The sequence below is a fragment of the Arcticibacterium sp. genome (assembly GCF_055134445.1).
The window spans coordinates 1-19,900 of the sequence record NZ_JBSRVI010000101.1; the positions used below are offsets into that span (position 1 = coordinate 1).

Consider the following 19,900-nt stretch of genomic DNA (forward strand, 5'->3'; position numbering starts at 1 on the left):
TGTACAGGTTTTTGGCCATTTCGGAATTTGAAGATGGAATCACATTATCTGCAATTTCCATTTTTCTCGCTACCAAGGCAGCATCTAAATCAGACGTGTAAAAGTACATGCCCGTTTCTTCATCCGAAAAATGTTCATTGGCGTAAAGCATTAAATCAGCAGCCTCTTGAAGCCATTTTTCATCAAAAGTGACTTGGTATAGACTTACAAAAGCGGAAATAGAAAAAGCATAATCATCTAAAAAGGCATTGATGCTTGATTTCCCATTTTTGAAGTTCCTATTCAGTCCACCATCCTTTCTTTTCATGGAGGTCAAAAGAAAATCAGCATTCTTTAATGCTTTCTGGAGGTAAGCCTTGGTATCAGTAACTCGGTAGGCGTCCACATATCCTTTTAGCATTAGGGCATTCCACGAAGTTAAGATTTTATCATCAAGCCCTGGCCTAATTCTTTTTGACCTAGCGGCCAATAAATCGACTTTCGCCTTGCTCACTTTCTTGTTTAAAGCGTCCATTGATATTTGAAACTTGGCTGCTAACTTTTCAGGATGCTCTGTTTTGAGTAAAATATTATTGCCATGTTCCCAATTCCCTTTTTCAGTTACTTCAAAATACTCCGCCAATAGCTTGGCGTCGTCACTTAGAACTTTATCAAATTCGGTTTTAGTCCAAACATAAAACTTACCTTCTTCTCCTTCACTATCGGCATCCAAAGAAGAATAGAACCCACCAGACTCATGCGTTAATTCTCTTTCTATAAAATCCAGCGTTTCTATCACGACTTCTTTGTAGAGCGGATTTTTGGACTGTTGATATGCGGAAGCATAAAGGCTAACCAATTGCGAATTGTCATAAAGCATTTTCTCAAAATGGGGCACTTTCCATTCGTCATCTGTACTGTATCTAGCAAAACCGCCACCTATTTGGTCATAAATACCTCCATGAGCCATTTTAAACAATGTTAAATCTACAGCTTTCAAGGCATCTGGAGAATTGCTCAAATAATCATATTGGAGTAAATATTGATAGCCAATGGGCAGCGGGAATTTAGGAGCACGGTTGCCGCCCCCTTCTTTATAGTCTATGCTGCCTTTCCATGTTTTGAAAATAGTATCTAAGTCCTTTATATTGAAGACGTCAGGTTTTTGTGATGAAATCTCAAATTCAGTTCTTTGAATCCCTTCGGTCAATGCATTAGCTTGTTCTTCTGTTTTTTCAGGGTTTTCTTTTGAGAAATTCAAGACTCCTGACAGCATTTCAAGCCATTGTTCTTTCGGGAAATAAGTACCTCCATAAATCGGTCTTCCGTCTGGTAAAGCAATACAATTCAAGGGCCAGCCACCTCTGCCAGTTATTAACTGCACAGCGTTCATATAGACTTGATCAATATCTGGCCGCTCTTCTCTATCCACTTTAATGGCCACAAAATTGTCATTCATGAACTTCGCGACAGTAGAGTCCTCAAAACTCTCATGCTCCATTACATGACACCAGTGGCAGGCCGCATAGCCAATACTGACTAAAATAAGCTTGTTTTCTTTCTTTGCTTTGTCCAGAGCTTCTTCTCCCCAAGGGTACCAATTCACAGGATTATGGGCATGCTGTAATAGGTAGGGACTACTTTCGTTTATGAGGGCGTTGGTATGCATATTCGGGGAATTGGATTCTTGTGATTTGGCACAGGAAAATAGACTTAATAAACAAATGGTAACTAGTACTCTCTTCATTAAATTGGGTTTAAAAGACCTACGTCAATATACAAAAAATGCACTCCCATTTTCATGAAAGTGCATCCTAATCTATCGTGTTGAAATCTTAATACTTACGCTTCCCCTCATCCAAAAACGCCACAAACTCCTTTTCTGTAGAATAACCCAATGGCTCCATTAATGTCTTTCCTTCGGAGTCTACTATGACATAATATGGTTGAGCATTATTATTGAACATTGTAATTTCTAAATCCATGTTTTTGCCACCCACGGTGGTTTTTAGCTCATTATCATACGTAGAAACATAATGTTTCTCTTTAGGCAGTTCCGCCTTATCATCCACATATAAAGACGCTATCACAAAATCATTTTGAAGACGTGTTAAAACCTCTTCTTTCGGCCAAACAAACTCTTCCATTTTTCGGCAATTAGCACAAGCATAACCCGTGAAGTCAATTAAGACAGGTTTGCCCACTTCAGCAGAATAGGCTAAGGCATCTTCATAGTCTTTAAAACCCTGCAAGCCATGAGGCAGCTGTTTCATTTTAGGATGCTCCAGTTTGGTAGCAATATTACTTACAGGCATAGGAGGCAGTATTCCCGATAATAAACTCAATGGCTTATTACTCAGTCCAGGAACCATATACAGCGTAAACGCAAAAAACAAAGCCGCAAAACCCCACCTAGAGAAAGACCTTTTTTCTACTTTAGCATCTTTCGGAAGTCTTAAAAAACCTAGGATATAAAGTGTAATCGTAGCAGAAATCAATATCCAGAACATCAAGAAGTAGTTTCTGTGGATTAATTCCCAGTGACGAGTAAGGTCAATATTGCTTAAGAATTTAAGAGCCAAGGCAAATTCTGCCAAACCGAAAACGGCTTTCAATTCGTTTAACCAGCCACCAGATTTTGGCAATTTCTTTAATACTTCTGGAAAAAATGCTAAACCGCCAAACACCAAGGCAAACGGCAAACCAAAGGCCATCATGCCTAATAAAGGTCTCAAGACGTCACCTTCTGCAGAAAGTATCAATAATGTTCCGACCAAAGGCACGGTACAGGAGAATGACACCAACACCAAAGTAAGAGCCATAAAGAAAATGCCAATGAAACCACCCTTATCAGACATAGCATCTATTTTATTGACAGCACCATGTGGCAACACTATTTCAAAAGCCCCCAAAAGAGAAATTCCGAATAGAATAAATATGATAAAGAAGATTAGATTAGGAATCCAGTGCGTGCTCAGAAAATTCAAAAATGTTGGTCCTAATGACATCGTCACCAAACCCATCAATGAAAATATAAGAAGGATACAAAAGCCGTAAAAGACGGCCTTTATTTTTCCGTTTTTTTGCTTTGTGAAATAACTCACCGTAATAGGCATAATAGGAAAAATACAGGGCATAAAAATACTCGCGAATCCTACACCAAAGGCTCCTAAAAGAAAAGTGAAAATAGACGCATCGCCTTCCTTATTTGCTTCTGAGGCAGGTTTGTCGGTGTTTACCAGCTCCGTACCTTGTTCTAAAATCACTTCATTCTCCTTAGCGTCTTCCGTATCTAGCCTTCCCATTACTTCGTCGGTCGCTTCTTTTTCTTCGTCAACCGAGGTCGATATTGCTACCGTTTCCCGCTCGTCGGGCACCGGCACTACAGCAGATGCTGCCGCCGCTTTAACATTAAAAACGAATTTTTCTTTACCGTTTACACACCTGCCATCCACATCCGTGCAGGTTTGAAAAGAGATGGTTCCCGTTATTTTAGCATTAGGCTTAAGAATTTTTACCTTCTGAATAAACTGACCCTTCTCCTTAAAATAAGTGATGTCACCCTCCCAAATATCGTCGTATTTCTTTTTAGGATGAATAGGCGTAAGCCCACCCACTAGCTCATAAGAGTCGTTTGGCTCCAACTTCACTTCCGTCACTATTGGCCCTAAATCAGGGTCAAAATCAGAGGAGTATAAATACCAGCCCTTGTCTATGGTGGCATTGAATTCTAAGTTTATAGTCTCACCTACTTTTACATCCGCACTTTTAGTCTTAAAGGTCCAGGTAGTAGGTTTTAATAGCTGCCCAAAGGACATGAAGGAAAACAGAAAAAGGAAAACAAATGGCGAAATCGCTCTTTTATTCATTGACATACGGCGTCTTAATGGTCTTGTCTATAACTCCAATAGTGTAACAATAATTACACCTATAAAACAAAAGTATCAATTTGCTTGCCAATGCTGCTTATCCAATCGTCCAAAATCATAAAAAGATGACATCATTATTATACCAATAGTCCACTATCACAATATTCGCATTTGGGGCTTACCTTTCAGGTCGGGCTTTCGCTACTCGCCCTATCGAGCTCAAACACGCCGCTCTATCCCTAAGCCGGCTTACGCTGGATACCATTGCTAAGTTTTTTATCATTTTTTGCTTCTTGCCTAATATTTTAGCAGATTTGTGCTAAATATTATTGCAATAAATTATTATGAAAAAAATCTGTAAGAACATCGCCCATCTCCGTCACCTGAAAGGTTTCTCTCAAGAAAACATGGCAGAGCAGTTAGGTATCACTCGTTCTAGATTGAGTTCATGGGAAGAGCACAGAGCGGCTCCGCCCATCGATATGCTCATTCAGTTATCAGATTATTTCAATATCTCTGTAGACTCTTTGGTAAAAATAGACCTTACTAAAGTTAAAGATTTAAGAGATTTACTCAAAATAGGCGGTAATAGAATTCTGTTTCCCGTCATGGTAGATCAAGACCAGAATGACCTCATAGAATTAGTTCCTCTAAAGGCCTCGGCAGGTTATTTGGATGGCTATGCCGACGAAGAATTTATAGAAAGCTTACCAAGAATAAGTCTTCCTTATGCCACCAGTGGAAAATACAGGGCCTTTCCTATAAAAGGAGATTCTATGCCACCCCTAGAAAGTGGAGCCTATGTGATAGGTAAATATGTAGAAAACCTAGACAATATAAAAGATGGCGACACCTATGTGGTGCTTACCCAAAACGACGGTCTGGTCTATAAAAGACTTTATAACACCACCAAAACAGACGGCACCATCCAGTTTCATTCAGACAACAAGTCGTATCTACCCTACCATATCAAACCCGAAGATATTTTTGAAGTCTGGCATTTTGTGTGTAGCCTAAATCCTACAGACAGACCCATCTCCGATTTGCTTTATAATGCCATTCAAGATATTCAAAACAGCTTGGTTGGATTTAAATTAGATGGCCGTAAGATGATTGCCCAATCTTAATCTTTCGCAGAACAAGGGTGTTCTGCTTTCAGAAGGATTATGTAAATCCGATGTCAATGGAAATATCCAAATCAAAAGATGTGTCCCGTTAGGGACATGACATCGGTAGCATAAGATTGTGTAGGTATCAAGAAAGTCCCATTAGGGACGCTATATTGGTAGAATAAGTTTATGGAGGTATCAAAGAAAGTCTCCTAGGAACAATATGTAGGTAGCTCGGAAGAATAACCCTACCGAGTCAAAAGAAAGTCGCGTTAGGGACGTGACATCGGTAGCTCGGAAGAATGTGTGTGGAGTAAAAAGGGAGTCCCTTTAGGGACGAAATATCGGTAGAAAACATTTCAGAAGCACCAACAAAGCCCCGTCAGGGACGCAACATCGGTAGCCGAGAACGACGCCAAAACCACAAACGTTTACACCAACATTCATAAAATCATGTCCAACACATACACACAAATACATATACAAGCGGTTTTCGCTGTCCAAAACAGAGAAAGCATTGTTTCCAATTCATGGAAAGACGGCTTGTATAAATACATCACAGGAATAATTCAGACCAACGGTCATAAATTATTGGCAATAAATGGAATGCCTGACCATGTTCATGTTTTATTTGGGATGCGGCCTACACAGTCGCTCTCTGATTTAATGCAAGATGTAAAAGGGCATTCGTCTTTGTGGATTAATAAGAATGAATTGGTTAAAGGGAAGTTCTCTTGGCAAGAAGGTTATGGTGCATTTTCTTATAGTAGGTCACTTGTTCCTGCCGTGATAAGCTATATCCAAAACCAAGAAAAACATCACGAAAAGAAAACGTTCAAGGAAGAATATGAAGAGTTTCTTGATGCATTTGATGTCGATTATGATGAGCGATATGTGTTTAAATCGGTAGATTATTCGTGAAGAATATCAATGTGTTTTGATACGTGTTATCGATGTTACGTCCCGAGCGGGACTTTTTCGTTTTTGTTCTTTCTTTTTCTATCGATGTTGCGTTCCTGACGGGACTTTTCGTTTTGTTTTCTTCTACCTATGTTGCGTTCCTGACGGGACTTTTTCGTTTTTGTTCTTTCTTTTTCTACCGATGTTGCGTCCCTAACGGGACTTTAGGCTCTGGTATTTTTTTGCTTTTTCTACCAACATTACGTCCCTAAGGGACTTTTTGTTTATGCTCTTTTCTCCAGATTACGTTCCTAATGGGACTCTTCTAATTTCTACATAACCCGATTCTTTTGATGGAATGATTTCATTCATAACTTTGATAGGAAGTAAGTCGCTAAAAAAATGCCATGATTACCATAACACGTACCACATCAGATAACCTTGATTTTATAAATCTAGTAGCCGCTCTTGATAAAGAACTTGCTATTATAGATGGAGAAGATCATGCCTTTTATAGCCAGTATAATAAGTTGGATAAGATTCAGCATGCTATAGTAGCTTATAAAGATGAGGCTCCTGTTGGATGCGGAGCCATAAAGCAGTTCGACTCAAACTGCATGGAAGTAAAGCGGATGTATGTAAATCCCAAAGGAAGGAATATGGGAACAGCTACTTCCATACTTAAGGGCTTAGAAATCTGGGCTAAGGAGCTAGGCTATAAAAAATGTTTATTAGAAACTGGCAAAAGACAAAAAGACGCTGTGGCTCTTTATACCAAAAATGGTTACGACGTCATTTCTAATTATGGTCAATATGAAGGCGTAGAGAATAGTGTTTGTTTTGAGAAGGAACTTTGAAATAAATATTCTAACTTAAAAAGCATAACACATCCCTATGACCACCCTAACAAAAACACTGACATACTTACTCGCGGTATTCTTAATCTATGGAGGAATAAATCACTTCCTAAAACCAGATATGTACACTGCATTCATTCCCGATTTCTTACCAGTTGGTATTATAAACTATGGTTCGGGACTTACAGAAATATTTCTAGGAATTGGAATTTTTGTTCCCGCCTTTAAGAAAAACTCCGCTTTCGGTATTTTTCTTTTAATGCTCCTGTTTTTACCATTACATATATGGGATGTTTTTAGAGAAACGCCAGCCATAGGCAGCCATACCGCAGCACTTATTAGGCTACCTTTTCAGCTTCTGTTAATAGCATGGGCTTGGTATGTATATAAGCATAGCAGCTCGGAAAGAAGAAAATAAATCTCAAATACAACAAAAATAAAGGGTTCAATCGTCAACGATTGAACCCTTTAAACTTCAAAAGATATTTTCTTTTTAAAGTATTCCTTTTGCCATATTGAGGATACCACCTAACTGACTCGGCAAGGCCTTTTCTGCAGCTTTGGCTCCTAAGCCTCCACCATCAAGCTTATTCACATTACTCATAGCTCCACCTATTAAATCCTTCAATCCACCAGAATTCTTACCCAAGATAGAAGAACCACCTTTCATAAGATCCAAGCCCGACTTTATAGCAGACGCCTTTCCTATAAGTCCGTCGCCGCCGCCAAGCATATTACCCAGCCTGTTGGCACCTAACATCAATTTAATAGTATTTATAATTTTAGACAAAGCTCCAGCTTTTACCATTCCTTTAGAAGCCAAAGGGATAAGACTGTTCAATCCGCCTACCTGTTTCAATAATCCATCTTTAAAGTCTCCTCCAGTATCGTTAGCCTCTTTTTCTAGACCTTTACTTAACAAACCCATAGCATCTCCTAGACCTTTATTGTCCCCTTTTTTTTGTAAAGAAAGGACATTATCTAAAAGACCATCAATGGATTGGCATTGTCCCGAAAAACCAAAAAACACAAGCCCAACAACTAAAAATAACTTTTTCATCTTAGTATTTATTCAAATATTAATTACAATAATACTTTATCACCTCATAGGCTTTCACATAGCCCAATTCTCCAGATTTGCTTAAATCAAAACATCCTTTATCTGGATTCCCTAAAGCATGACCTATCAAACCACGCACATAGTAAGCTTCTTTATAAAATTCATTTAAATCTATAGCATTGGTCAAGTCTACCACCGCCTCACGCTGTAAGCCTTCAGAAGATCTTACAAGTCCACGAGCAAAATGAGCAGCTGCCATTCGTGGATTCAAATCAATCGCCTTACTTAAATCTATTAATGCATCTTTATTATGACCACTTTTAAACTCTGCAACACCTCTTAAGTAATAAGCCTCCGCTCTATTATCAGAAAAAGAATTGATCTGAATTTCATCTGAAACGGCATTTCTTAATGCCGCTAATTTCTTTTCAGGCATATTGGCAGAATAATCAAACTTCGATACCAAATCCATGTTATTGGTTTCAATTGCTTTTGTTAAATCTTGGATAGCACTTCTTTGATTATTCAATTTTGAATAACAAAAACCTCTACCATAAAGAGCTTTGATGTTTGATGGGTCTATTCTTAGTGCCGCATCAAAATCTTTAGCACCTCCTACATAGTCTCCAGATTTAGATTTTGCAAAACCTCTATTATAAAAAGCTTCCGAGTCCTGAGGGTTTAACTCCAAGGCCTCATTATAATCAGAAATAGCATTCGCATATTCTCCTACTTGCACATTACTAAATCCCCTTTCTGAAAAAGTTTGAGCTCTTTTGGGATTAATGTCTATCGACTTAGAATAATCAGAAATACTTCCTTTAAAGTCTCCTAGCTTAGACTTACATAAACCTCTAGAATAAAAAGCTTGATAAGTACTGCTTTTATCACTATTCAATTCAATCACTCTGTTAAAATCAGAAATAGCCGTTCGGTATTCATTCAGTTTAGAAAGTGTAAATCCTCTTTGTAAGTAAGCATAGGCATCGTCAGAATTGAGCTCTATACATCTATTAAAATCTTGAACAGCTGACCGTGGCTCACCTTGTTCAGATTTACTTATACCTCTATATAAATAAGCCAACGGCTCTCTAGAATTAAGTGTAACTGCTTTGTCAAAATCTAAAATGGCTCCTCTATGGTCCTTTAGGGCCTGCTTTGCCAAGCCTCTATTATAATAACTCTGAGCATTTTCAGGATTCATAGCAATAGCCCTGCTGAAGTCTGCCAAAGCACCTGTATAATCACCAACTCTCGTTTTGTTCACTCCCTGCTCAAAATAATCAGCGGCAGTTTGTTGACCATAGGTCAAAGAGGTAATTAGAATTAAGGAAAAAAGTAATCGTAGTTTCATTTTTTATTTATTAGAAAAGTATAAGTCAAAATTAAGATTTCATAAAGACAAAACGACATGAAGTCTTAAAAATCAGTTAAAAGAGTACCGAAACCCCAAATAGTAGCACAAAAAACAGGGTTGAAAGTGCTAATTGCTTCAAAAGTGGATCTGGATTGGAAAGTTTATAAGCACGTATAATATTAAACGCAAAAAGTGGAAAGCTCAATAAAAACCACAACGAGATATCTCCTTTTAACAACACAAAAATCAAAATAAGAATAACAGCCACTCCTAATAAGAATGCATGATAAACCAAGCCTTTGTCTCTTCCCAAGCGAGCGGGGATTGTCATTTTACCTGCTTTGATATCGGAATTTATATCTCTAATGTTATTAAGGTTTAAAACGCCCGTTGCCAATAGTCCGCAACTAAGTGCTGGTAGGATGTTATAAATATCAAAGGTCTTTGTGAACAAGAAATTACTTCCCAAAACGCCCACTAAACCAAAAAAAAGTAAAACGGAAATATCTCCCAAACCTGCATAACCGTAAGGTTTCTTTCCAGCGGTATAGGTATAGGCTGCTATAATACATAACACACCCAAACCCAGAAAGCCTACAAAAAGTGAGCTGTCGGCATTTTTAAAAGAAAAGTAAAGCAAAGCAATACCAGAGATAAGAGACAACACTCCAAAAAACAAAATAGCTCTGTACATTCGTTCTGGCGAAATCTCCCCAGTTTGGACAGCTCTGGCTGGCCCAACCCTCTCTAAAGTGTCCGCACCATTTTGCGTATCGCCATAATCGTTGGCAAAGTTTGAAAGCACCTGCAGTAAAATGGTAGTTAAGCAGGCAAAGCCAAAAATAAGCCAGTCGAACTCACCAACATAAGCAGCTAAAAAGCTACCCATTAAAATACAAGAAAGTGCTAACGGGAGCGTTCGCGGCCTAGCCGCTGAAATCCAAGGAGACATATAAAATTTTAATCTAGTAAATTAAATACCCACGGCAGCTTTAAACTCATCGTCCTCAGGTTTAATCTTAGAAGCAAAAAAGTGCGTTACTTCACCTTTTTCATTGATAACGTATTTGCAGAAATTCCAAGTTGGGGCTTTATCATTCCAACCATTTAAATCCTTTTTGCTTAACCATTGAAAAAGTGGGTGTTGATTTTCTCCAATCACATCTACTTTCTCAAACATTTGGAATTTAACACCGTAATTTAATTCGCAAAAAGAAGCTATTTCGTCATTTGAACCAGACTCTTGAGCTCCAAAATTATTGGCAGGGAAGCCTAGAACTATAATGTCTTTACCATGTTCTTCGTGAAATTTCTGCCAGTCGGCATATTGAGGGGTGTATCCGCACTTAGATGCCACATTCATCACCACCACTTTTTTCCCTTTGTATTTCGACAAGTCTATTTCCTGACCCGTCAATGAATTCATCTTGAAGTCGTAGAAAGAACCCAAGACCGTAGCATCTTTTGGTAGAACTGCTACCTCCTTTTTATCCGACAATAAGTTCTTAATTGTGGTAAAATTCATGGCTAATAAGCCTATTACCACTAAGGCCAAAAGTATGAGGACTATTTTCATGAGTCTTGAAGTTTTAGGAATTAAGATGCGAAGTTAGTTAAAAACTTAACGCTGACAGTAAAACCTAAAACTTCAAGGCCTGAATCTATCAATTACATTTCTTTCATCTCTCCTACCAACTTACCAATGGTAGTTTTGGCATCACCGAAAAGCATTAAGCAGTTATCATATCCAAAAAGTTCATTCTGAACTCCAGCATATCCTTTACCCATACTTCTCTTACTCACAATAACCGTTCTAGCCTTATCTGCATCCAAGATTGGCATACCATAAATAGGGCTTTGAGGGTTAACTCTGGCAGCAGGATTGACAACGTCATTGGCTCCAACCACAAATACCAAGTCGGTATTCTGGAAATCGCCATTAATTTCATCCATTTCAATTAGTTTGTCATAAGGAATATTGGCCTCTGCCAAAAGAACGTTCATATGACCTGGCATACGACCAGCAACAGGGTGTATTGCAAAACGGAAGTCAATATTTCTCTTTTCGCACTGTTCTGCTAGCTCTCTAATAACATGCTGAGCCTGAGCCACAGCCATACCATAACCAGGAACTACTATAACCGAAGATGCAGAATCAAATAACATAGCCGCTTCTTCTACTCCCACCTCTTTCACTTGTACTTCTTCTCCATCTCCTGCATCGGTACTCGCCGTTTGACCAAAGCCACCCAATAATACATTGACCAGTGATCTGTTCATGGCTTTGCACATAATTTGCGTCAGAATAATACCTGAGGCTCCCACTAAAGCACCTGAAACAATTAAAACATTATTATGTAACACAAAACCAGTGGCACAAGCTGCCATACCAGAATATGAGTTAAGCAAAGAAATAACTACGGGCATATCCGCACCACCAATAGGAAGAACCGTCAAAATACCTAATAGCAATGATAAAGCTACCAAGGCAAAAACATAAGTCGTATCCACTTGATTTATAACCGCAAAAACAGATGCTACAATAACTAAAATGAGCAAAACCAAGTTTAACAAATGCTGACCCGTAAATGTGATTGGGCTCCCAGAAATTTTCCCATTAAGTTTTAAAAAGGCAATAATCGACCCTGTGAAAGTTAGACCACCTATAAAAATACTCAAGGCCGTGCTGGTACCTGTAATAGCATCAATATCGAGACTTAGCTCCTGAGAATTTAACCAATAATAGGATAAAGCCACAGCCAATGAGCCTAAGCCACCAAATCCGTTAAAGAGTGCCACCATTTCTGGCATCTGAGTCATCTCTATTTTAAAAGCTATAAATAAACCTATAGCCGAACCAATAACTACGCAGATTAAAATTTCTACCAAAGAGACTGCTTCCACCTGAACTACAGTAGCCAATACGGCTATCAGCATTCCTAAAGAAGATAATTGATTCCCAGAGCGGGCTTCTTTCGTTTTACCCATTTTTTTGATACCCACAATAAAGAGTATTGAAGCTATCAGGTAAGCGACTTCTATATATGTATTCATTTCGTTTTTTTCTATTCTTTTGAATTAGCCCCCTTAAAGAATTGCCAAAAGCCAAGCTTCGTGCCCCTTCCAGAGGTCCTTTGTCTTAAATCTCTTTTTAACCTTTCTTCTTTTTGAACATTTTAAGCATTCTATCGGTAACGGTATATCCACCCACCACGTTGATAGTAGCTAAAACTAAGGCCAACATTCCTAGCCATTTACTAGCGGTAGAATAACCCAATTCGTTACAGGCTAAAATAGCCCCAACCATAGTGATTCCTGAGATAGCATTAGAGCCAGACATTAAAGGCGTATGAAGAGTTGGCGGCACCTTGGTGATCAATTCAAATCCCAAATAGCTGGCCAAGACCAAGATGTAAAAAAGAATAATTAGCGATTCTGTTGTCATAATTATATTGTTTATAGACCGACGCTATGGATGTTAGATATCATTTAAAGGAACATCAATCATCTAGCATCAGGCATTCTAAATTCCTAGTATTTGTTTGGTGAAACCATGAACTATCTCTCCTTTATGAGTAATCAAAGAACCCTTTGTAATGTCTTCTTCCATTTCCCATTTGAAACCCTCTTTCTCTGCCAAATGCAATAATAAAGTACTGATATTGGTAGCATAAAGCTGGCTGGCATTTACGGGTAATAAAGAAGGTAAATTAGACTCCCCTATTATCGTAACACCATGCTTCACCACTGTTTTATTCATTTCAGCTATTTCACAGTTTCCGCCAGATTCCACGGCCATGTCTACTATTACCGAACCTGCTTTCATAGATTTCACCATGTCTTCGGTCACTAGTACAGGAGCTTTTTTACCTATCACCAAAGCCGTAGTGATTACAATATCTGCTTCTTTGATTCTTTCTTGAACCAATTCCTTTTGTTTCTGTAAAAATTCGGCAGAAACTTCTTTGGCATAACCGCCTTCCACTGTTACGCCTCCTTCTACCGTTAGGAATCTCCCACCTAAAGACTCCACTTGCTCTTTAGTTTCTGGACGTACATCGGTAACCTCCACCACAGCCCCTAACCTTTTGGCAGTAGCTACAGCCTGTAAACCAGCCACACCAGCACCAAAGATCAACACTTTTGAAGGTGTGATAGTACCTGCGGCCGTCATCATCAATGGGAAAATTTTACCAAGAGCATTGGCACCTAAAAGCACGGTTTTATAACCGGCAAGGTTTGCCTGAGAGCTTAATGCATCCATTTTCTGAGCTCTAGAAATACGCGGAACTGCGTCCATAGAAAAAGAGGAAATATTCTTCTTTTTCATTACTTCTAACACCTCTGGAATGGTGTACGCATACATAAATGAAATACATACCGATGCATCAGGAAACAGACTCACCTCTTCTATGGTGAATGCATTAACCTTCAAAATAACATCTGCTTGGCATGCCTCTTTTGTATTTTTTGCAATACTAGCTCCCGCTTCTATAAAATCTTTGTCAGAAATGGCGGAATTTTCTCCTGCCCCTGTTTCTACGGTTACTTCAAACCCTTTCTTTTTAAGAGATTTTATAACATCTGGAGTAAGGGCTACTCGTCTTTCGTAGTCTTTCGTTTCTTTTAAAACTGCTATTCGCATTTAGGTTTCCTTGCTTAAAGTGATTCTGTTATGACCTCAAAAATAGTTATTATCATGAAAATAAAAATCAAATGTTAAGTCTCATGCAATGAAGACATCAGAATTAAGTCTTATTTTATTAGTTTTGTCATTTTAAAACGTCAACAAATAATCTATGAAATCAAGGTTCTTATTTATACTATCTTTATTCGTAATATATGGATTTCAGGCCATTGCACAGCCAGGTTCAGGAACAAAATGGACTCCAGAAGGAGATGCATATTACCTTGAAAACGATGGAGACATCTTAAAATTTGACTTAAAAACGCAAGAATATAGCCCTATAATTTCTTCAGATAAATTTATACCTAAAGGTCAGTCTGAACCCTTAGAATTGAAAAACTTCAACTTTACTCCTGACCAAAGTCAACTACTTATCTTCACTAACTCTCAAAAAGTATGGAGATATGAAACCAGAGGAGACTACTGGGTATTGAATTTAAAAAACAATGAGCTAAAACAATTGGGCAAGACATTGCCTTCGGCTTCTCTCATGTTTGCTAAATTTTCTCCTGACGGTCAAAAAGCCGCTTATGTGAGTCATAGAAATATTTATGTAGAAGATTTGGCTTCTGGAAAAATAAAGCAATTGACCAAAACCGACGGTAAACCAAAACTTATCAATGGTACTTTTGACTGGGCCTATGAAGAGGAACTTAGCTGCTACGATGGCTTAAGATGGAGCCCAGACAGTGAAAAAATAGCCTATTGGCAGTTGGACGCATCGGGTATTAAATATTTCAATCTGATCAATAATACGGATGACATTTATTCCAAAGTAATTCCGATAGAATATCCTAAAGTAGGCGAAGACCCATCTGCTTGTAGAATAGGCGTGATGGACGTAAAGAAAGGAAAAACTAAATGGATGAATATCCCTGGTGATAATAAGCAACATTACATTCCAAGAATGGAATGGGCCGGAAACTCTAATGAGCTGATGGTTCAGCAGCTTAACAGAAAACAGCAGGTATCTAAAATAATGTATGCCAATGTAAAAACGGGCGAAGCTAAAACCATTTTTGAAGAAACAGACGAAGCTTGGGTAGACGTACGTACCATTTGGCATGATGATAATCCTGCAGGCTGGGAGTGGATAAATGACGGTAGAGAATTTTTATGGGTTTCTGAAAAAGACGGTTGGAACCATCTTTACAAAATCTCTCGTGATGGCAAAGATGTTCGCCTGGTAACAGATGGCAACTATGACATCATTGACCCGCTGATGTATGACGAAAACACAGACTATGTGTACTTTACGGCTTCTCCAGACAATGCTATGCAAAAATACCTCTACAGAGTTTCTGTGAGTAATAAAGGCGAAGCAGAGAGAATTACACCAGCCAACCAAGAAGGAACAAACACCTATTTAATTTCGGCCAATGGAAAATACGCCAGTCACCTTTTCCATAATTACTATACCAATCCTGTAAGGGAATGGGTATCGCTACCAAATCACAAGGCTTTAGATGAAGCCAATGGCGTAAACAGTAAAATAGACCCTGCGAAAAAAGCCGCTTCTAATATCAGGTTTGTAGAAGTAGAAACGGCAAGTGGTGTTAATATTCAAGGTTGGATGGCTTTGCCAACTAATTTTGACCCAACTAAAAAATATCCAACGGTCTTTTATGTGTACGCCGAGCCTGCAAATCAAACCGCTTTGGATAATTATGCTACCGGAAGGAATCGTCAGTACATTGGAAGTATGGCCGATGACGGCTACATCTATATCTCTGTGGATGGAAGAGGCTCTCCCGCTCCTAAAGGCAGAGCTTGGAGAAAAGCCATTTATAGAAACATAGGGATTATAAACATCAAAGATCAAGCAGAAGCTGCTCAAGAGTTGATGAAAAAATATGATTTCATTGACTCGGAACGCATAGCGGTGCATGGCTGGTCTGGTGGTGGAAGTACTACACTTAACTTACTTTTCAAGTACCCAGATATTTATCAAACGGGTATTGCGGTAGCGGCCGTTGGAAACCAACTGACTTATGATAATATTTATCAAGAGCGTTATATGGGTGTTCCTCCAGAAGATTTAGCTGGTTTTGTAGAAGGTTCTCCAATAAATCATGTTCAGGGCTTTAAAGGAAACTTACTTTATATACATGGAAGTGGTGATGATAATGTGCATTATCAAAATGCCGAAATGCTAATCAACGAAATGGTGAAGTATAATAAACAATTTCAGTTTTTTGAATATCCAAACCGCACACATGGCATCAGAGAAGGTGAAGGCACTTCGCTTCATTTAAACACCATGTTTACCAAGTTTTTGAAAGAGAATTGCCCTCCGGGAGCGAAATAGGGACTTAATATTTGAGTTATAAAAAACGCCAATCTACTTTTCGTGGATTGGCGTTTTAGGTTGCGTTCTAAAAAAATAAGTAATTCAGAAAGACCAACATTAATAAAGCACTAAATTGTAATTGATTATAAATATACTGTCTTAAATCCACATGAAATGGTCTTATGACTTCTGTTGAGAAAGGAGATAAATACGAAGATACGGCACTAAAAATATTAGTAAATTCTTTAAACGCTCAGGAATTAGGAATTAATCCTGAGCTTGTCCGGATTTATACTAAGAACGAAATGTCATACTATTCAAGGGATAGAGAGAGTCATATCAAATTTGATATTTCAATGGAGATATGGCCAAAGGAAGCAGAAAATGCCTCTATAATTTACTTTATAGAATGTAAATACTATTCTCACAACGTTCCGATAGATGATATTGAAGAGTTTTGTTCAAAAATTACTCAGGTTTCAGGTATAAATGCTAAAGGGGTCTTTGTTACCAATAGTAAACTCCAAAAGTCTGCTCTAAATTTTGCTAAGAACAAAGGGTTAATGCTAATCTATGGTGATGACGAAAAGGATTATAAGATTGTTTTGTATAAAAAGACATCACGAAACAGCCAAATTTCATTATTCCCAATTGATGATAACCTTCTATCAAGTAATCAGCTGGAGAAACTTGTTTTGGGAAAATTGGATGAAGTGTCTTCATCCTTATTCAACTTAAATAAGACTATAAGAATTGAAAATTTGTCAAAAGAAGATATTGAAGAAATAACTAAAAAAATCTACAGCAGTATTTTTTCGTTCGATTTTAATAATAGAAATACCACTCCACCTTCCCTGTCTTTTGAAAATTTAAAAAAGTTTATTGAAGAAAACGATAATATAAAAGTAACATTTTGTTCTGATAGGAGGATTCAGGGGAGTTGTGATATTAAGAATAATACAATTTATTTGAACGAAGAATTGAAAGGCACGAATAGAATTTTATTCATTCTTGCTCATGAATATGGACACTGGAAGTTGCATTCAAAACTCCATATTGGGCAGCACGAATATGATTCTTATTCGGACTCTTCTTTTGATTATAGAACTCAAAAGTACAATCTTGAAAACCCAAAACATTGGGTTGAATGGCAAGCTAACTATTTTGCTTCAACATTAATCCTACCTGACTTTGTACTCATTTTAAGGCTTTTTATGGTTCAAAATGCATTAAATCTAAGTAATAGGAAAATCTATATTGACTATAACCAACCTTTGCTTATTCAAGAAGGTTATAGGACTCTTAATGGACTAACTAAGGTTTTCAACACTACTAAAACGAGTATCATCTATAGATTAAAGGAGTTGTCACACTTTGTAGAGGTTAATGAAACTCAATCTATTGGTTCACTTATTGAAAATTATAGGAAAGGTTATTTTCTGTAAAAGTAACTAGGGGGTTATCTATTTTAACATTAAAGCTCACAACAACCTGATTTATGGCTCACTTTTCGTAAAATATGAGCTTCATTCTAGTTTGTCGTGAGCTACAAATCTTTGTGTTTACAACTGCGAATAACCCAAAGGCTTTAAAAAAGTTCTTTTGATATCTGAAACCGAGTTGGCGTATTCTTCTAATCCAGAGAGAATTTTCCAGTCTGGGTGAGAGACAAATTTCGCCCAGTTGGCATCACGCTCTTCCATGTCTTTAAATGCCAACATATAAGTTAATGCTGGCATTTGTGGGCCTGCTAGTTTCTCGCCGAAGAAAACAGAGTGTAAGCCTGTCTTTTCAAAAATCTCTATTTCGCCTTCGTTAAACATTTTTCTTTTTCTTCTGGCGGCGTCTTCTCCGTAGCTCTCGTAAGTTCTTAGTTCAAAAAGCATAGAACCGCTAGCTGGTTTTATCAACTTAGGTATTCCGTCAAAAGCTCTAAAGTGAGACACCTCAACTCTGTCATAAGGAAAAGCTTCTTGTGAGAGTTGGTTGTATTCTTTTGAGTCGCTAATAAAAGTTTTGTCTGTTTTTAATTTGGCGTGAATAGTCTCATAAGCACTCATGCTAGCATACGGAATTAAAAGATAATATTTTGCCGGCTGGCTCATACCATACTCTTCAAAAACGCCGATATTTTTAACACCTTCTCTGTTTAAAGCAGGTATTAAGGATTTCTCCAGATAATTATGCAATCCTGAAGCTGGCCCACCACGTTTCATGGTGTAAACTCGAAGTTCATAAAATTCATTCTGAGCAAAGGCACCCAAAGTGAAGAGGGCAAGGCATAGCGTTATTAATGTTTTTCTCATTTCTGTTTAGGGTAATAGTTATTTAACAAGGGCAATTTAGAGCAATAAAATTCTATCACAAAAAAATGACTTTAAGCCTGCCGCTTTAGTAGACCAATTTACTTAAAACCATGTCAATATTATTAGCATTCAATACTAATATTTGTAGCGAAGCTCTTCGTCGACCTACATTTGACATAAAACTTCTTGTGTTTTTAAAACACAAGAAACCGAGTGAATACATATCCTTAAATACGGGAATAACATCCTGAATATCAATAATGAGCAGAACCATATTACATATGGACTTAGATACCTTTTTTGTGTCTGTGGAACGCAAAATAGACAGCAGTCTAGATAACAAACCCATACTCATAGGTGGCACAGGAGACCGAGGGGTGGTGTCTGCGGCTAGCTATGAAGTTCGCCCTTATGGGATTCACTCTGGTATGCCCATGAAAATGGCTCGTATGCTTATGCCGGAGGCCATTGTTATCAAAGGAAACGCCGGCGTCTATACCGAACATTCTAAAATAGTGACAGATATACTCAAAGAACGCGTGCCCATTTTAGAAAAAGCCAGTGTAGACGAATTCTATGCAGACCTCAGCGGAATGGATAAGCATTTCGGTTGTTATCAATTCTCCTTAGAACTTCGTGAAAGAATTATGAGAGAGAGTGGCCTGCCCATATCTTTTGGACTTTCTATGAATAAAACCGTTTCTAAAGTAGCCACAGGAGAAGCCAAGCCCAATAATAAACTAAACGTAGTTCTTGGTACTGAAAAAGGATTTTTAGCTCCATTATCTATCAAAAAAATACCTATGGTGGGTGACAAAACTTACCAAACACTCTGCAACCTAGGCATCAAAAAAGTACATACTGTGCAAGAGATGCCTTTAGAAATGATGGAATCTGTATTAGGGAAAAATGGTCATACTATCTGGGAAAAATCAAATGGCATAGATAACAGTCCTGTGGTCGAATATCATGAAAGAAAATCCATTTCTAACGAACGGACTTTTGGCAGAGACACCACAGATATTCATAAGCTCCGCACACTTATTGAAGCCATGGCAGAGCATCTTACTTATCAGCTCAGGCGAGCAGGAAAAATAGCAGCCTGCATAGGCGTAAAAGTTCGTTACTCAGATTTTAACACTTATTCTAAACAAGTAAGAATACCCTACTCTTCTGCAGATCATGTCATGATACCCAAAGTATTAGAGCTTTTTGAAAACCTTTACAGCCGCAGACTATTGGTACGTTTGGTAGGCGTAAAGTTTAGCGACATTACTCAAGGGAGCTACCAAATGAGCCTTTTTGAAGACAGTAGGAAAACAGCTAACCTCTATGAAGGCATGGATAAAGTGCGTGACCGTTTTGGTGCCAGAAGCGTAATGAGAGCATCTACTTTTGGAGCCAAAAGCATAGGAAGCATGATGAACCCTTTTAATGGAGAACCGCCCATCGTACTGGCACATCGCACGCAATAAAAAGAGGATGT

The 19,900-nt window shown here is 38.1% G+C and carries 17 protein-coding genes; 7 read left to right on the forward strand and 10 right to left on the reverse strand.

Annotated elements, in window-relative coordinates:
* Both ACTBZY_RS13140 and ACTBZY_RS13145 read right to left on the reverse strand, forming a co-directional pair.
* A partial coding sequence (locus ACTBZY_RS13140; protein WP_463046791.1) for a thioredoxin domain-containing protein occupies positions 1-1,726 on the reverse strand: 1,726 nt, incomplete at its 3' end.
* A gap of 88 nt (positions 1,727-1,814) precedes the next feature.
* Positions 1,815-3,848, reverse strand: coding sequence for a protein-disulfide reductase DsbD family protein (locus ACTBZY_RS13145; RefSeq protein WP_463046792.1), 2,034 nt, complete (start codon positions 3,846-3,848; stop codon positions 1,815-1,817).
* Between the two features lie 344 nt (positions 3,849-4,192).
* Here ACTBZY_RS13145 and ACTBZY_RS13150 point away from each other — a divergent pair, with 344 nt between their 5' ends.
* The 4 genes from ACTBZY_RS13150 (at position 4,193) to ACTBZY_RS13165 (ending at position 7,132) form a co-directional block, all read left to right on the forward strand.
* A complete protein-coding gene (locus tag ACTBZY_RS13150; RefSeq protein WP_463046793.1) occupies positions 4,193-4,975 on the forward strand; it encodes an XRE family transcriptional regulator in 783 nt (260 codons plus the stop codon).
* 435 nt (positions 4,976-5,410) lie between these two features.
* Positions 5,411-5,878 carry an IS200/IS605 family transposase gene (tnpA, locus tag ACTBZY_RS13155; protein ID WP_463046794.1) on the forward strand — a complete coding sequence of 156 codons (468 nt, stop codon included), beginning with the start codon at positions 5,411-5,413 and terminating at the stop codon, positions 5,876-5,878.
* Positions 5,879-6,264: 386 nt separating this feature from the next.
* Entirely contained in the window at positions 6,265-6,714 is a 450-nt protein-coding gene (locus ACTBZY_RS13160; RefSeq protein WP_463046795.1) for a GNAT family N-acetyltransferase, read from the forward strand.
* 37 nt (positions 6,715-6,751) lie between these two features.
* Positions 6,752-7,132: a DoxX family protein gene (locus tag ACTBZY_RS13165; protein WP_463046796.1), complete on the forward strand. Its 381-nt coding sequence runs from the start codon at positions 6,752-6,754 to the stop codon at positions 7,130-7,132.
* Positions 7,133-7,207: 75 nt separating this feature from the next.
* Here ACTBZY_RS13165 and ACTBZY_RS13170 read toward each other — a convergent pair whose 3' ends face one another.
* The 7 genes from ACTBZY_RS13170 to ACTBZY_RS13200 all read right to left on the reverse strand — a co-directional run bounded on the left by ACTBZY_RS13170 (position 7,208) and on the right by ACTBZY_RS13200 (position 13,776).
* Positions 7,208-7,774: a hypothetical protein gene (locus tag ACTBZY_RS13170; RefSeq protein WP_463046797.1), complete on the reverse strand. Its 567-nt coding sequence runs from the start codon at positions 7,772-7,774 to the stop codon at positions 7,208-7,210.
* Positions 7,775-7,793: 19 nt separating this feature from the next.
* Entirely contained in the window at positions 7,794-9,128 is a 1,335-nt protein-coding gene (locus ACTBZY_RS13175; protein WP_463046798.1) for a tetratricopeptide repeat protein, read from the reverse strand.
* A gap of 76 nt (positions 9,129-9,204) precedes the next feature.
* The gene (locus tag ACTBZY_RS13180) at positions 9,205-10,083 is read right to left on the reverse strand and encodes a 1,4-dihydroxy-2-naphthoate polyprenyltransferase (protein ID WP_463046799.1); all 879 of its coding nucleotides are present in this window, start codon (positions 10,081-10,083) and stop codon (positions 9,205-9,207) included.
* A gap of 21 nt (positions 10,084-10,104) precedes the next feature.
* Positions 10,105-10,707, reverse strand: coding sequence for a glutathione peroxidase (locus tag ACTBZY_RS13185; RefSeq protein WP_463046800.1), 603 nt, complete (start codon positions 10,705-10,707; stop codon positions 10,105-10,107).
* Positions 10,708-10,799: 92 nt separating this feature from the next.
* Complete coding sequence (locus ACTBZY_RS13190; protein ID WP_463046801.1) at positions 10,800-12,185, reverse strand: NAD(P)(+) transhydrogenase (Re/Si-specific) subunit beta; 1,386 nt, start codon at positions 12,183-12,185, stop codon at positions 10,800-10,802.
* Positions 12,186-12,282: 97 nt separating this feature from the next.
* Positions 12,283-12,576 (reverse strand): NAD(P) transhydrogenase subunit alpha part 2, encoded by a 294-nt coding sequence (locus tag ACTBZY_RS13195; RefSeq protein WP_463046803.1) that lies wholly within the window; start codon positions 12,574-12,576, stop codon positions 12,283-12,285.
* A gap of 78 nt (positions 12,577-12,654) precedes the next feature.
* Entirely contained in the window at positions 12,655-13,776 is a 1,122-nt protein-coding gene (locus ACTBZY_RS13200; RefSeq protein WP_463046804.1) for a Re/Si-specific NAD(P)(+) transhydrogenase subunit alpha, read from the reverse strand.
* 154 nt (positions 13,777-13,930) lie between these two features.
* On the opposite strand from ACTBZY_RS13200, the gene ACTBZY_RS13205 reads away from it, so the two are divergent.
* Together ACTBZY_RS13205 and ACTBZY_RS13210 are read left to right on the forward strand one after the other, a co-directional pair.
* The gene (locus ACTBZY_RS13205) at positions 13,931-16,126 is read left to right on the forward strand and encodes a S9 family peptidase (protein WP_463046805.1); all 2,196 of its coding nucleotides are present in this window, start codon (positions 13,931-13,933) and stop codon (positions 16,124-16,126) included.
* A gap of 164 nt (positions 16,127-16,290) precedes the next feature.
* Positions 16,291-17,553, forward strand: a complete 1,263-nt coding sequence (locus ACTBZY_RS13210; RefSeq protein WP_463046806.1) for an ImmA/IrrE family metallo-endopeptidase — start codon at positions 16,291-16,293, stop codon at positions 17,551-17,553.
* Between the two features lie 117 nt (positions 17,554-17,670).
* Here ACTBZY_RS13210 and ACTBZY_RS13215 read toward each other — a convergent pair whose 3' ends face one another.
* Entirely contained in the window at positions 17,671-18,414 is a 744-nt protein-coding gene (locus tag ACTBZY_RS13215) for an NIPSNAP family protein (protein ID WP_463046807.1), read from the reverse strand.
* 260 nt (positions 18,415-18,674) lie between these two features.
* Between ACTBZY_RS13215 and ACTBZY_RS13220 the strand changes: the two genes are divergently transcribed.
* Positions 18,675-19,889 carry a DNA polymerase Y family protein gene (locus ACTBZY_RS13220; RefSeq protein ID WP_463046808.1) on the forward strand — a complete coding sequence of 405 codons (1,215 nt, stop codon included), beginning with the start codon at positions 18,675-18,677 and terminating at the stop codon, positions 19,887-19,889.
* Positions 19,890-19,900: the final 11 nt, after the last annotated feature.